Genomic DNA, 13,584 nt, shown 5'->3' on the forward strand with positions numbered 1-13,584 from the left:
TGCGCGACTTCGCCTCATACAAGCGTCGCGGCCACAACCTCAAAGTGCCGCACCACCGTCTCGGGCACGATTTCGTAGGCGTCGTCGCCGGGATAGAGCACCGCCCGGCCGATATCCGCACCGGCGAAAGCTTCTATGGCGGCCAGGGACTCCCAGTAGCTGACGAACGTCACCTCGACCAGGCCGTCGACCTTGCGCGTGAGAATCTGGTGCCCCCGATACCCCGGCGTCACCGATGTTTCGGCCACGCCCGTGGCGGCCAGATGGGCCAAAAAACCGTCCCTATGGACCGGCGGACACAGACATTTCCATTCCCTGGCAACCATCACGGCAACCTCTCCACGTCAACGACCGCTTCGTAATAGGGTGTTCCCTGCCCCACGGCGCTGACCATATCCGGGATGATCGTGTTGATCCCCTGCCCGGCCTTGATCCAGCCGCCCCGTTCACAGAAAACCACGTCCGGGCGCAGGGCCGGATCGTGGCGCACGGTCACGGGAAGCTCCCCGAGCTCCCCGACCAGTCTGGCCGGTCCGCCGTCGGCAATGCCGCACCGCGTCGCCTCCGAGGTGGCCATGGCCAGCACAATCGGGCCGCCATGGTCGCCCGGCACCCGCTCGGAACACAGATGCTTCGCCATGCCCGGGGTGAGCAGCCGGTACGGATAGCGCGTGGCCTCCCGGCAGTCGTCACAGCCCGTAACGTCCGTCAGAAGCTGGAACCGGCCGCTCGGAGTCGCGAATTTCCCGTCCGCCCAGGGCACCATGGGGGCGTCCGGAATACGCACCGGTCCTTTCCACAAATCGTCCCAGGCCACACCCTGGGCGAGCAGCGGCCGCAGGATCAGCCGCAGCCACTGTTCGTCGGTTTTGACGAACTCGTCGGCAAAGGGAAAGCGCCTGGCCAAGTCCATGAAGATATCGAACTGTGACCGGCACTGCCCGGGCGGCGGCGCGGCCGGCACCAGCGGCCCCACATGGTTGTGGCCGAAGCTGGCCACGATGTCGCGTTGCTCGAAAAAAGCGGCGCAGGGCAGAAACAGGTCGCAATGGTCGGCCGTGTCGTCGAGAAAAAGATTCATGTTCACGACAAAGGGCACGGCGTCGAGCGCCCTGGCCACCAGGTTGGAATTGGGAGCCATGCACACCGGATTGGCGGCGCTTATGACCGCCATTTCGATGGGCGGGTCCTTGGCCGCCAGAATCTCCCGGCCGATCTGCGGCATAAGGAGCTTGCGGCGCGGCGGATGGAGCCCCTCCCCCCACATGGCCTGGTCGTACGGCCCCCACTCCTCGAAGCCCTGGGACACCCCGCCGCCGGGGATGCCGATGTTGCCGGAAACGGCCCCCAGCGCATCGACAGCCCGCACCATCTCGTGGCCGAGCGTGAAGCGGTGCAGGCCCCAGCCCAAAAGCGTGGCCGTGGGCCGACCGGCCACGTAGGCCTCGGCCAGCTCGTCGACGACGCGTTCGTCCACGTCGCAGGCCCGGCACAACTGCTCCAGGGAATAGCGGTGCAAGAGCGCCAGATAGGCGTCCAGATGATCGCAATGGCGGGCAAGGAATTCCCGATCCTCCCGGCCGTTTCCCACGATGCGCCTGGCCACGGCCAGGGCCAGAAAGGCGTCGCGGCCGGGCCGGGGCGCGATGTGTTCGTGGGCCAGGGAAACCGATTCGCACGGGCGCGGGTCGATGAGGATGATGCGCGCGCCACGCTTTTTGGCCTCGCGCAGATGGGCCATGATCCCGGGCTGGGTGGCCACGGGATTACGGCCCCAAAGGACGATGGTGCGGGCGTTTAAAATATCCAGGGGATCGTGGGAAACGCGCGGCCCGTAATCGAGGCTTTGGGCGGCGTAGCCCGTGCCGCCGCACAAGGTGCCGGCCAGGGTGGTCACGCCGCCGAGGTGGGCGAAGAAGCGGGCGTTCACGATCTTGAGCGCCGTGCGCTCGCCAAAACCCATATAGTAGAGGATGGACTCCGGGCCATAGGTGGCCACGCAGGCCTTCAGCCGGTCGGCCATCTCGTCCAGGGCCTCGTCCCAGCTGACCGGGACAAAATTGTCACCCCGCCGGCGAAGCGGCGTCAGCACGCGCTCGGGGCTGTAAAAGCGGCGCAAAAAAGCCGGGGCCTTGCGGCAGATCGTCCCTTTGTTGACAGGATGGTCGGGATTGCCGGTCAAACGCACCACCCGGTCCCCTTCCACATGGGCCAGCAGGCCGCAGGCGCTGGGGCAATCCCGGGTGCAGGTGGCGACGAAGGTTCTCGCGCCGTTTCTCATGTCTCCTCCGGATGCGGGCGTGACCGTTGCCGTCACCCCGCCAACCGGCGTCAATACCGGGAGAAGACCGGCGGCGCAAGCCGCATCGGGTCACGCCTTGATCGGCGCGATCCCGGTCAGCGGCAGGGTCAGGAAAAAGGTCGTGCCCTGGCCGGGTCGGCTGACGAAATCCACAGACGCCTTGTTGCGCGCCATGATGGCGTGGACAATGGCCAGCCCCTGGCCCGTGCCCTTGCCCACCGGCTTGGTGGTGAAAAAGGGGTCGAACACGCGGGGGCGCGCCGTTTCCGGGATGCCGCCCCCGGTATCGGTGATAGCGATGCGCACGGCGTCGCCGTGGCGGGCGGCGCTGACGCGAATGGAGCCTTTGTCCCCGGAACCGGTGTTTTTTTCCTCGAGAGCCTGGGCCGCATTGACGATAATGTTCAAAAGCACCTGGTTGAATTCGCCAGGCACGAACGGCACCAGGGGCAGGCCTTCCTCGATGTCCGTTTCCACGTCGGCCACGTATTTCCAGGCGCTGCGGGAAACGGCCAGGGCGTCGTCGATGGCCTCGCCCACATCGAGCGGCCGTGCGCCCTCCATATCCGGGTGGGCGAAACGCTTCATGGAGCCGACGATGGCAGCCACCCGGTCGAGGCCCTCACGGGATTCGCGGATGGCCGCCGGCGTTTCCTCGAGCACGAAACGCAGGTCCTCGTCGGCCAGCATGGCGGCGAGCCGCTCCGGCAGGTCTTGCGCGCCGCCCCGGGAGGCCAGGACCAGGGCGCTTTGCGCATCGAGCAATTCCACGAGCCGGCTCAGGGCCTTGGCCAGAAATTCCAGATTGCCGCTGATATACTGCACCGGGGTATTGATCTCGTGGGCGATGCCGGCCGCAAGCTGCCCCAGGGACTCCATTTTGAGCGCATGGGCCAGTTGGCGTTCCATGTCCTTCTGGGCGGTGACGTCGACCACGCTCGCCACCACTCCCTCGAGGCCCCCGTCAGGCCCGGTCAGGGGCGCGGCGCTGACGGATATGAACCGCCGTCCGTCCGACGGCCGGGCGATGGAAAGCACCACGTCGTAGACGGGTTTTCCCGTGGCCAGGACCCGGTCAAAGGGATGCCCGCCCAACGGCAGAATATGCCCATGGAGGGTCTCGGGGGCGAACTCCGGCGCGTCGTAGGCCCAAGCGCCCGGACCGCGCGCCGTCAGCTCCAGGATAGCCTCGGCCCGCGGGTTGCAAAAGACGATGGTCCCCTTCCTGTCCAGCCGGACCACCCCGCCCGGCAGCGTATCCACGAGCAGGGCGGAATATTCCCGCTCCCGGCGCAAGGCTTCGTCGCTGCGAAGGCGCATCAGGGTGCGTTCGAGCCGTTCGGCCACAATCCGCGCCAGTGCCGTCTCCTCGGGCGAAAAAGCGGCGTCGGCGTAATGGACTTCCAGGGTGGCGTCCGGCTGCCCGGACCGGGCCAGGGGAAACGACAGTTTGTACGGCCCCGGCGTAAATCCCGGGGAGGCAAAGGCCTGGCCGTCGGCCAGAACGCGCGCCCCGGCGGCCTGCGGGCGCGTCATCGCCGGGGGGAGCAAGGCCGCGATGCCGCAGAAAAGCGCTTCCCGGGGTTGGTCGAAGCGCTGGATCACGGAATGGACGTCGGCCAGGCAGCCAAGCATCTTGACCTTCCAAGCCAGCACGGTCTTTTCCTCGCGCGACGCGACCCGGCAACGGCGCAAGGCCGAAAGCAAGCGCAGCCGCGCGGCCAACTCGGCCGGACCGGCGGGGTCACGCACGACCTCGTCGGCGACGGTAAGCGCCCGGACGACCGTTGCCTCGTCGGCACCCGGCGGCAGCACGGCCACGACCGGAAACCCGTCCGGATCGGCGGCGCGAAGGCTCCGCACGGTGTCGCCATGCCGGTCAAGGAGCGCCAGATCGGCCACCAACCCCTGGCAGTCCCCGGGCAGGGAGGCCGCATCGGTCACCGACCGCACGGAATATCCCGCCGCCTCCAAACCGGCGGCAAGAGCGCCGCCCGTCTTCCCGTCACGCCATAAGCCGATCACACTCATTTCCACCTCGCCGGCGCTTGCGCCCTTGTCCGTGGGCCTGGGCCGTTGCCCAACACCACGCGATTCCTGTATACGATAAAAGACCGCCCCGCTCGCCAGCCCCGTTTCGAGGAGAACCGCCTGGGCCATTCCGGCAGCGATCCTCGATTTGGCCGGCGCCTGGCTCGTCGTCCTCTACAACGGCCCGGCGCGCGGCCGCAACCTGGCCGCCGAGCCCAAAGCGGCATGGACGCGCCGCTGCAACGCCGCGCGGGCCCGATTCCCGATCTCGTCTCCACGGTCCAAGGCTCCATGGCCCATGAACGCGGCATTTTGGAGAGGGCCATTGGAAACGAGATACAGCTTGCCCGCCGCGATTACAACGACGCGGCCACGGCCCCGGAGTCGCGTTCGGGAAGCCCCGGCGACGGCGGAGACGAGGGCGGCGGCGAGGGCTGGTCGCGGCAATCAGGCAAAAAAAGCCGCTGTCCCACAGCCATGAACCCGTCATGGCCCTTGGTTTCAAGGCTGAGGCATGTTAGGCAACCGCAGGCTTTTCGGGCAGCCCTGTTTTCCCAGGCGAAAGCGCCGCAGTGTGGCGTTCCCCTTGAAGCAGCCGGACCGCATGACCGCATCCCCTGCCTTGCATGGCAATATTTCCGGATGCCGTCCCGTTTCCGGCGCGTGCGACATCGCGCTGACAGGCTTTTGCGTTGCCGCCATGTTCCGTTTGCATCCGGTGCAGGCGCGTTCGGTGACCGCCTCCGATCGCCGCCTTGCCCGTAAACGTTGCAACGTTTCCAGCTTGCCCCGTGAGCCACCATGGATAAAAGCGAAATATCCGTCGCCATACTGACCAACAACCAGCATCATGCGGCGCGGGACAAGCAGTGCCTGGTCAAGCTCAACGTCAAAAGCATCCAGGTGTTCGACGATCCGGAGGACGTGCTGGAGTCAATACGGCGGCAGGACGTGCAGCTTTTGCTCATCGACGCGTCCGTCCGGACCATGAGCGGCAGCGCCTGTCTGCGGACCCTGCGCAAGGCGGCGCGCAGCACGCTTTTGCCGGCGGTCATGGTCACACCCGAAAGCCAGTTGCAAAGCGTCATCGACGCCATCGCCGCCGGTTGCAACGGCTACGTCATTCGCCCCTATTCCCTGCAAACCTTCGAGCGCCATCTGCGCATGGCCTTCGATTCCATGCACGGCGACAGCATCGAATCGGCCCAGCTCGAAGCAGCCAACGAGCTGGTCGCGCAAGGCCGCTTTGACGAGGCCATCAGCGAATACACCGAATTGGTGGAAGAGGAAAACGAAGCCACGAGCTTCTTCAACAAGGGTATGGATTACCTGCATCGCCAGAAATTCGGCAAGGCCATCCTGGCGTTCAACAAGGCCGTTGCCCTCAATTCCATGTACGCCGAAGCCTACAAGGGCATGGCCTACGCCTACAAGGGCAAGGGCGACGAGGCTGGTTTTCGGGCCTGCCTGGATAAATCGGCAGCCATCCTGGCCATGCAGGACCGTCTCGACGAACTCAAGGAACTTTTCGCCGAAATACTCCAAGCCAACCCCGACGCGGTCAATCCCTACAACACCATGGGCATCGACCTGCGCAAAAAGGGCGACTACGTGGGCGCGCTGCATGCCTACACCCAGGCCCTGACGCTGACGCCCAACGACGAGAACCTGCACTACAACATCGCCAAGGCCTGCATTTTCTCCAAGGACTACGACGCGGCCATGGGACATCTGGAACAGGCTTCCGCCCTGCGCCAGAATTTCGAGGAAGCCAAGCGCCTGCTTGCCAAGCTTCGGGCCAAGCAATACGATTCCCTCGGCGGATCAAACGGCGCGGCCCGGGACCCTTCCGGACGGGACGGCCTGGCCATGGACTCCTGACCGGTTCCCGCAGCGCGACATGGAGCAAGAAAACCGCATAAACGGCATCTTTTCCCGCAAAACCACCATCAAGGTCGGTTTCGGCACGACAAAGCATGCCGCCCTTTCGGAAACCTACTGGTTCGTCAAGGAACTGGAGTCCGGGCAGTTCCAGGTGCAAAGCCTGGACATGGACTTCAAGCCCCAGGGCCAGCCCTTCACCATATCCCGGAACAAACTCTTCGAGGATTACCATCTGGAGCCGGACCTGAGCTACCGGCTTCTCAGCCAGCCGCTGCTCGTGGGCGACCATTACCGGTCCACGGCCAAATACGGCAACGCCGAGCAGGAATACCTCAAGATCAAGCGTATCGACGAGGACAACATCCGGGCCAATTTCGGACTGGGGCTGATCTATCTGGCCCTCGAGAAGACCGACAAGGCCACCTACATCTTCGATCGGCTGGTGCGGTTGGAGGAAACCTTCGAGCCCAAGCACAAGCACCTCTTCAACGAATTCGGCATCAGCCTGCGCAAGAAAGGCCTCCACGAAGAAGCCCTCAAGTACTACTTCAGGGCGCGTGAACTCTCCCCCAACGACGACCATCTGCTGCTCAACATCGCCCGCGTCCACTACGAGCAAAACCGCCTGCCCGAGGCCGAAGCCGCCGCCCGCGAAGCCCTGGCCATCAACCCCGACCTCATCGAGGCCCGGCGGCTGCTCAACCGCATCTGGGACGGCCCGCCGCGCGAAAAGTCCCCGCCGGATATTTGAAAACCCGGCCGTGAAAAGCGTCGCGCCGACCTACCGCCGCCGCCGGGCCTGTGTTACATACGGGTGACGACCCGCGAACACAGGAGGCGCCATGACCAAGATCGCATCGTTTACCAAACTGGAAAACACCCTGGTCCCCCGCTTCCGGGAAAGCATGTCCCGGGCGCAATCCACGGCCGACGTGCAAAAGTTTTTCGTCTACAGCATGCTGGATCTGCTCAATAGCGTCCTGGCCGAACCCGAAGGCGGCTTCGAGCTGCACTACGAGGACATCTGGCTGACCCCGGACGAGGAGGCCGGGCCGGGCTACGCCCTTTCGCCGCGTCTGGCCGGAAACGAAGCCCTGGCCGAACACCTCGCCGGCTCCGACCTGTCGGCCATCCTGGCCCGATTCGCGGCCGTGGGCGTCAAGCGCTACCAGTATCTGGCCCAGAAACCCGAAAAGACCGAAGCCAAGATGTACCACGGCACCGGCCGCGCCGCGCGGTAGGAAGTGTAAGAGCTTGGGAAGATGAGACCGGGGGGAAACCTTTCTGAAGAAAGGTTCTCCCCCCGGGCCCCCTTTCCAAAGACTTTTAGCGATAACATCCTGTAACCAATAAAAATTTTTCGGAGGGGAGAGCGCGAGAGGGGGATCCTTTTTTCAAAAAGGGTCCCCCTCTCGCACACTCTTTTCCTTCATTTCCTACTTCTGAAAAGTGTAACTCCCTTGCGTTCCTGGACGGCTTCGAAAAGCTGTCGCAGTAGCGCGGCGTAGGGACTTTTTTCGGCGGGCGTTTCGTTGATGCTCGTCAGGGTGAGGCGCGGGACGGGGGCAACGCGGCGCGAGAGCAGGTGCGTCAGGGGCGCGAGGGCTGCCGGGAGCGCGGCGTCTTCGGGTGGGAGTCTTATCGTGAGCCGTCCGGGGCCGGTTTCGAGGGTCAGGACGGGGTCCGGGCCGAGGAAGGCGACATACACGCCGGCGGCCCGGCGCGGCAGCGGGAACTCCCCGATTTGCGGCGTCGGCAGGCTCCACAAGGCGGCGGGATCACGGCCGCAGCACCACCAGTCCTCTCTTCCCGAGAGGCCGGCGGCAACAAGGCGCACGGCCCGGGAGGCCGCGAACTGCGGCCCGGAGAGGCCGGCGAAAAATTCCCCGGAGACGACCTCGCCGGAAAGCTCCATGCGCCGCAGTGCCCGAAATACCCCCGGCCAGGCAAAGGCCTTGCCTTCCCTGGCGATGGTCTCCCGACAGACCACGCCGTAGCGCGCCAAAAGAAGCCGGGCCCGGTCCATGGCCAGTTCCTCGCGGGCCAGCGGATCGTCCGGCGGCTCCGGAACGCGTAGCGCCCGCCACATGCCGGCCGTGGGCAGCGCGGCGGCAAACCGGGCTGGCGCGGTGCGGCGGATGGTACGCCGGCCGCGTATGGCTCCTTCGTAGGTCGCGGCCTCGGGGGTGAAATCCGTGGCCACGCCCCGGCGCAACACAGCCAGGGAGTCGCAGGACGCCCGACCGTCAAAGGCCGCCTGCCACAGGGCCTTGGCCAGTTCCGACGGCGGCAGACCGGTAATTTCCAGCAGGGCGGAAAAATCGTAGCCGGCCCGGGGATCGGGAAACAGCCCTTCCGTCCCCTTGGGCGGCATGAATCCGGCCAAATCCAGGTCGTCCGGCAAGGCGAAAAGCACCCGCTTGGCCCCGGCCCCGTACCAGCCCATGCCGGTCGCGCCAAGGGCCGCGTCGAGCCAGGCCGGATCGTAGCTTATGCTGCGCGCCGGCAGCACGTCGGCCTCCCACAGCGCGGCCGGAAGCGGCAGGCAGGCCAGCTGTTCCAGGCGATCGGCCAGATCGTCGGCATCCCGGGCCGGCTTGGCCAGGCCCTGCCAGACGGCGGCGAAATACGGCAGTCGGTTGGCCGCAAGCGCCGCCACCCGGGGACGCCGGGCCGCCCGGGCCAGCCGCAGCAGGGTCTCGAAATTGGCCGCGTCGCACCAGCGCGATTCTTGGCGGCCGGAAACGAGTTCCCCGGACACCCACTTGCCGGCGGCGGTCAAATCCTCGGCCACCCCGGTCACGATATCCGGTCCGAGGGAAAGCAGTTCCGCCATACGGGCAAGGGGTATGGGGCCGTAAAAGGACATCCATTCCGTGAAAAGCGTTTCCCGTACAGCGGCGATCTCCTCCCCGGCAAGGGCGGTCCGGCGCGGCAGCTTCCCCTGTTCCGAAAAAGGCTTGGCCAAGGTGGCGTCGCCGTAGAGGGCCAGGGCGATCTCCCCGGCCCGTTCCAAGGCGGCCAGACGCGGTTCCCCGTCTCCAGGGACATCGATGTAAGCCAGCTTCGGGGCAAGGGCCGCTTCGAGCGCCTCCGGCTCCTCGCCACTATCGCGGTGGGCGGCGGCGAGCATGTCCCGCCACTGTCCGCGCGTCACCAGCACCCGTTCCTTGAGCCATTCGAGCAGTTCGGCCGGCGTGGTGGGGGCGTAGCCCGGGAAAAGTCGCTGCCGTTTGGTCTCGAAAGCCGTCACCACAGCCTCGGGCACGGCCGGCCGGACCGGCCCCCGGGCCACCTCGGCCACCAGATCGGGCCGGGCTCCGGTCGGACCGGCGGCGGTGCCGGCGTCGGTCAGGTACATGTATTCGGTGACGTGGCGCCAGACGAGATCGGCGGCAAAGGGGCTCTGGACACGGGTATGGACGATGCTGACGGCCACATCCCCGACCCGCAGGGCAGTCAGGAAGCCGGCCAGACCTTCGATGTCGAATATCTCGCCAAGACAGGTGCGCCAGGCTTCGAGCACCATGGGGAAATCGCCGCTTTGGGCCACGGCGGCGAGCAGCTTGCGAGCCCGAAGCCGCGTGATCCAAAGCGGCTGACGCTTGCCGAAGCCGTCCTTGGGCAACAGGAGCGCCCTGCCGGCCGCTTCCCGAAAAGCCAGACCGAACGCGCCCGAACCTTCGAGGCGCGAACGTAGCATGGGGGCGACATCCCCGGCCGGCAGCGCGGCGAGCACGGCCTGCGGATCGATCTCCCGGGGCAGGGTCACGGCCACGCAGTCGTTGCCGGCAAAAACCGGAGCCGTCTCGCCCAGCCGTTCGGTCAGCCCCGTTTCCAGCACAAGGGACAGCGGCGCGGTGACGGCGAGCCCAAGCGGCGCGTGCAGGATCACCTGGCTGCCGGGCGCGCCGCCGGGACCGGTGGCCGTGACCTCGACCACCAGATGCCGGGCATGGGGCAGGCCTACGCCGGTCGTCTCTCTCTGGCCGCGCAGGTAATCGAGGAGTTCCCCGGCCGCCTGGGGCTCCATGGCATATTCGGTTGCAAGCTCCCGGCGGAAATCGGGATCGTCGAGCCGGGTGTCGGCCTCCTCCAGAAAATCGGCCAAGAGCTTCGAGAAATGGCGGTCGCGCGAACGGCCGTCGCCAATCCAAAACGGGGCCGGCACGGTCCCGGTCGGCGCCGGCGACACAAAGACGTCGGCGTCGGTGATGCGCTCGATGCGCCAGTTCTGCGCGCCAAAGGCGAAAATCTGGCCAAGCCTCGCCTCCCAGACGAACACCTCGTCCAGTTCGCCAAGCCTGGCCCCGCTCTCCTGGCGGCGCAGGGCATAATAGCCCCGATCGGCAATGACCCCGCCCGAGGCATAGAGCCGCAACAGCGCCCCCTTGCGGGCGGAAACGGTCCCGTCCAGGCCGTCCACGGCCACGAGCGGGGCCAACTCGCGAATGCGCGTGGCGGCATAGCGCCCGGCCAGCATGCCAAGCGTCAGGTCGAAGGCGGTGCGGGACAAGTCGCGATAAGCCCATATCCGTCGCACGGCCCGATAGAGCGCGCCGACGTCCCAGGTTTCCATGCCGCACATGGCCACGAGCGTCTGGGCCAAAACGTCAAGGGGAGCCAGGACCGGGCGCAGGGGCTCGATGTCACGGGCATTGGCCGCCTTGGCCATGACCGCCGCCTCGAGCAGGTCCTTGCCGCCGGTCGGCAGGAAAACGGCCTTGCTCACCTCGCCCACGCGGTGGCCCGAACGGCCGATGCGCTGCACGGCGGAACTCACCGTGGGCGGGCACTCGACCAGCAGCACCGCGTCCACGGCTCCGATGTCGATGCCGAGCTCCAGGGAATTGGTGGCCACCACGGCCCGTAGCTCGCCGGCCTTGAGCCGCGTTTCCACGGCCTGGCGCAGTTCCCGGGAAAGGGAGCCGTGATGGGCGTAGGCTAGCGGCTCGTCGGCTTCGGCGTTGATGAGCCGGGCCAGCTTTTCGCACAGCCTGCGGTTGTTGACGAAAACGAGCGTCGTGCCGGCGGAAAGAATGCGCGCGCGGATGTCGTCGGCCAGGGCCTTGACGTAGCCGCCTTGGGTCTCGCCGGCCGGCCAGGGAATGCGGCGCACGCCAAGCGACATCCGCTTTGCGGCCCGGCTGGTCACGATGGAAACCGGACGCGGGACAAGCTCCGGGGCATCAGGATCAAGCGGATCGGGCAGATCGGGCGCAGGGGCAAATCCCCCGACCATGGCCGCCACCGTCTCCAAGGGCGAAACCGTGGCCGAAAGGGCCACGCGCTGGAACTCGCCGGCAAGCAAGGCCAGCCGCTCCACAGCGGCCAGCAGGAACACGCCGCGCTTGCTGCCGGCCACGGCATGGATCTCGTCGAGAATGACCAGCCGCACGTCGCCGAGCATGCCCCGGCCGCCCCGGGAACTGAGCAGCAGATTCAGCGATTCCGGCGTGGTGATGAGGATCTCCGGCGGTTGGCGCAGCATGCGGCGTCTGGCCTCGGGCGCGGTATCGCCGGTGCGGACCTCGGCCCGGATGGGGGGCATGGTCCGGCCGGCGGCCACGAAGGCCCGGCGCAGCCCGGCCAGGGGCACGAGCAGATTGGCCCGCACATCCGTGCCAAGGGCTTTGAGCGGTGAAACGTAGACCACCGAAACCCGGCCGGACGGCCAGACGCCCGTGGCCAGCTTGTCCAGGGCGCACAAAAAGGCGGTCAGGGTCTTGCCCGAACCGGTCGGGGCCACGGCCAGCACATGCTCGCCGGCGGCGATGCGCGGCCAGGCGCGCTCCTGGATGTCGGTAGGCGCGCCGACATGCGCCCTGAACCAGTCTGCGACAAGGGGATCGAACGGAATGCCCATGGCCGGCAGGATATGCCGGAGGACGGGCCTGAGGCAAAAGGCTTTCCAGCCCGCGCCAAAAATTATTTCATCTTTTTATTTCAATGTATTACTTAAGATACGCACAGAAAAGGAACACATAGGGAACAATTTCACCATCAAAAGGAACAGCAAAGCGACAATCCGGCCCCGGAAAGGAACACGGAAGGAACAGGTCGCGCACAAACCTTCGCCCGTAGAGAACACGATACGAACACGTTTCCTACACGTCCTCGCCAAAGGCCCGGCGCACCCGCACCTCCACGCCCCGGCCGGAAAGATAGGCGGCATACGCCTCGGCCGAAGCCGCATCGGCAAAAGCCCACACCACCAACTGGGCCCGGTCGATTTCGTCCCAGACCCAGACGTATTCGTCCGGCACGATGGCCAGCAGCAACAACTCCTGGCGCAGCCGCACCCGGGCCACCTCGCGCGCCCCAAAATCGTCGGGATCGTACGCCCCGCCGAGCGCCAGCACCCACCACCCATCAGCCATCCGCAGCCCTCACTTCACGCCGATGCGCATGGTATAGCCCCAATGAAACGGCACGTCGCCAAGCGCCGCCGCTTCCCGGCGCAGCACGTCCAGCCCGAAGGCCGACTCCTCCACCCCATGGGCCAACAGCGTCGCCACGCCGCCCATGGACAAGGCCAACTCCACCAGCCGCGCCCCGCTGCCCGGCTCCACATGATGCGCCAAGACCTCCCGCGTGTAGCGAAACTGGCCCGAGGCAGCCATGCGCCCCAGATGTCCGGCCTTATCCCAGCGCTTGACCGGCGTCAGTTGCAGCTTGTCCTCCAGGGCCCGGTGCCGACGCCGCAGCGACAGAAACGCCGCCTCGGCCGGGCCGCCGAAGGACGGCGTCATGTCCGCGTCAATGGCCGCGAACACCCCGCCCGGCCGCAGGATCCGCGCCGCCTCGGCAAAGGTCGGATGCGGGTCCATCCAATGCAGACTCTGGCTGCACGTCACGATATCCGCGCACCCGGACATAAGCCCCGTTTCATCACCATACCCCTTGCGAAACGAAATGATCTCCCCGCCCGGAACCCTGGTCGTGACCTCCTCCGCCCGCTGCCGCATATCGTCCCCCGGCTCGATGCCCATCACACGCCCGGCCAGCCCGATCCACATCCGCGTCGCCAGCCCGGTGCCGCTGCCAAGATCCACCACCAGCTCCGGCCGCTCCACTCCCGCATACCGGCACAACAATTGCGCCAGGACCACCGGCGGCGCGGGACGGCTTGCCTCGTACACCGCCGCCAAGCCCTCGAACCGATCCGCATTGGATTGCAAATTTGTCATAATAGTTTCCTCCGGAAACTATTATATCGCGTCCCTTGCGGCTTCTCAACCGGGGCTCTGCCCCGGCACCCGGCAGGGGCAGAGCCCCGGCACCCCGCCGGGAGGCCACGGGCCCCCCGGGCCCCCCTTCTCGGCTCTGGTTTGGCGGGGATGACGTTGGCTAGCGGAAGGGCGGAG

General features: G+C 66.5%; 10 protein-coding genes. 4 read left to right on the forward strand and 6 right to left on the reverse strand.

Annotated features, from left to right (window positions below):
- Positions 1-14 precede the first annotated feature (14 nt).
- The 3 genes from K9F62_19225 to K9F62_19235 all read right to left on the reverse strand — a co-directional run bounded on the left by K9F62_19225 (position 15) and on the right by K9F62_19235 (position 4,333).
- Positions 15-326 carry an antibiotic biosynthesis monooxygenase gene (locus K9F62_19225; GenBank protein UJX43253.1) on the reverse strand — a complete coding sequence of 104 codons (312 nt, stop codon included), beginning with the start codon at positions 324-326 and terminating at the stop codon, positions 15-17.
- Positions 326-2,281 (reverse strand): molybdopterin-dependent oxidoreductase, encoded by a 1,956-nt coding sequence (locus K9F62_19230; GenBank protein UJX40796.1) that lies wholly within the window; start codon positions 2,279-2,281, stop codon positions 326-328. Before K9F62_19230 ends, K9F62_19225 begins: the two co-directional genes overlap by 1 nt.
- 90 nt (positions 2,282-2,371) lie before the next feature.
- A complete protein-coding gene (locus tag K9F62_19235) occupies positions 2,372-4,333 on the reverse strand; it encodes a PAS domain-containing protein (GenBank protein UJX43254.1) in 1,962 nt (653 codons plus the stop codon).
- 586 nt (positions 4,334-4,919) lie between these two features.
- On the opposite strand from K9F62_19235, the gene K9F62_19240 reads away from it, so the two are divergent.
- From K9F62_19240 to K9F62_19255, 4 genes are all read left to right on the forward strand, one after another.
- Positions 4,920-5,168, forward strand: coding sequence for a hypothetical protein (locus tag K9F62_19240; GenBank protein ID UJX40797.1), 249 nt, complete (start codon positions 4,920-4,922; stop codon positions 5,166-5,168).
- Entirely contained in the window at positions 5,135-6,214 is a 1,080-nt protein-coding gene (locus K9F62_19245; GenBank protein UJX40798.1) for a tetratricopeptide repeat protein, read from the forward strand. The genes K9F62_19240 and K9F62_19245 overlap by 34 nt, the downstream gene beginning before the upstream one ends.
- A gap of 19 nt (positions 6,215-6,233) precedes the next feature.
- Positions 6,234-6,968: a tetratricopeptide repeat protein gene (locus K9F62_19250; protein ID UJX40799.1), complete on the forward strand. Its 735-nt coding sequence runs from the start codon at positions 6,234-6,236 to the stop codon at positions 6,966-6,968.
- A gap of 91 nt (positions 6,969-7,059) precedes the next feature.
- Positions 7,060-7,458 carry a hypothetical protein gene (locus K9F62_19255; protein ID UJX40800.1) on the forward strand — a complete coding sequence of 133 codons (399 nt, stop codon included), beginning with the start codon at positions 7,060-7,062 and terminating at the stop codon, positions 7,456-7,458.
- 188 nt (positions 7,459-7,646) lie between these two features.
- Here K9F62_19255 and K9F62_19260 read toward each other — a convergent pair whose 3' ends face one another.
- From K9F62_19260 to K9F62_19270, 3 genes are all read right to left on the reverse strand, one after another.
- Complete coding sequence (locus K9F62_19260; protein UJX40801.1) at positions 7,647-12,083, reverse strand: DEAD/DEAH box helicase; 4,437 nt, start codon at positions 12,081-12,083, stop codon at positions 7,647-7,649.
- Positions 12,084-12,324: 241 nt separating this feature from the next.
- On the reverse strand, positions 12,325-12,597 hold the full coding sequence (locus K9F62_19265) for a hypothetical protein (protein UJX40802.1): 273 nt from the start codon (positions 12,595-12,597) through the stop codon (positions 12,325-12,327).
- Positions 12,598-12,606: 9 nt separating this feature from the next.
- Entirely contained in the window at positions 12,607-13,407 is an 801-nt protein-coding gene (locus K9F62_19270; GenBank protein ID UJX40803.1) for a class I SAM-dependent methyltransferase, read from the reverse strand.
- Between the last annotated feature and the right edge of the window lie 177 nt (positions 13,408-13,584).

Origin of the sequence: Desulfovibrio sp. JY (genome assembly GCA_021730285.1) — a bacterium.
Taxonomy (GTDB): Bacteria; Desulfobacterota; Desulfovibrionia; order Desulfovibrionales; family Desulfovibrionaceae; genus Solidesulfovibrio.

What these genes read in the sequence shown, in the direction of transcription:
- K9F62_19250 (UJX40799.1), top strand. Translation starts at nt 6,234, where the DNA reads ATGGAGCAAGAAAACCGCATAAACGGCATCTTTTCCCGCAAAACCACC.
- K9F62_19270 (UJX40803.1), bottom strand. Translation starts at nt 13,407, where the DNA reads ATGACAAATTTGCAATCCAATGCGGATCGGTTCGAGGGCTTGGCGGCG.
- K9F62_19265 (UJX40802.1), bottom strand. Translation starts at nt 12,597, where the DNA reads ATGGCTGATGGGTGGTGGGTGCTGGCGCTCGGCGGGGCGTACGATCCC.
- K9F62_19235 (UJX43254.1), bottom strand. Translation starts at nt 4,333, where the DNA reads ATGAGTGTGATCGGCTTATGGCGTGACGGGAAGACGGGCGGCGCTCTT.
- K9F62_19245 (UJX40798.1), top strand. Translation starts at nt 5,135, where the DNA reads ATGGATAAAAGCGAAATATCCGTCGCCATACTGACCAACAACCAGCAT.
- K9F62_19255 (UJX40800.1), top strand. Translation starts at nt 7,060, where the DNA reads ATGACCAAGATCGCATCGTTTACCAAACTGGAAAACACCCTGGTCCCC.
- K9F62_19260 (UJX40801.1), bottom strand. Translation starts at nt 12,083, where the DNA reads ATGGGCATTCCGTTCGATCCCCTTGTCGCAGACTGGTTCAGGGCGCAT.
- K9F62_19230 (UJX40796.1), bottom strand. Translation starts at nt 2,281, where the DNA reads ATGAGAAACGGCGCGAGAACCTTCGTCGCCACCTGCACCCGGGATTGC.
- K9F62_19225 (UJX43253.1), bottom strand. Translation starts at nt 326, where the DNA reads ATGGTTGCCAGGGAATGGAAATGTCTGTGTCCGCCGGTCCATAGGGAC.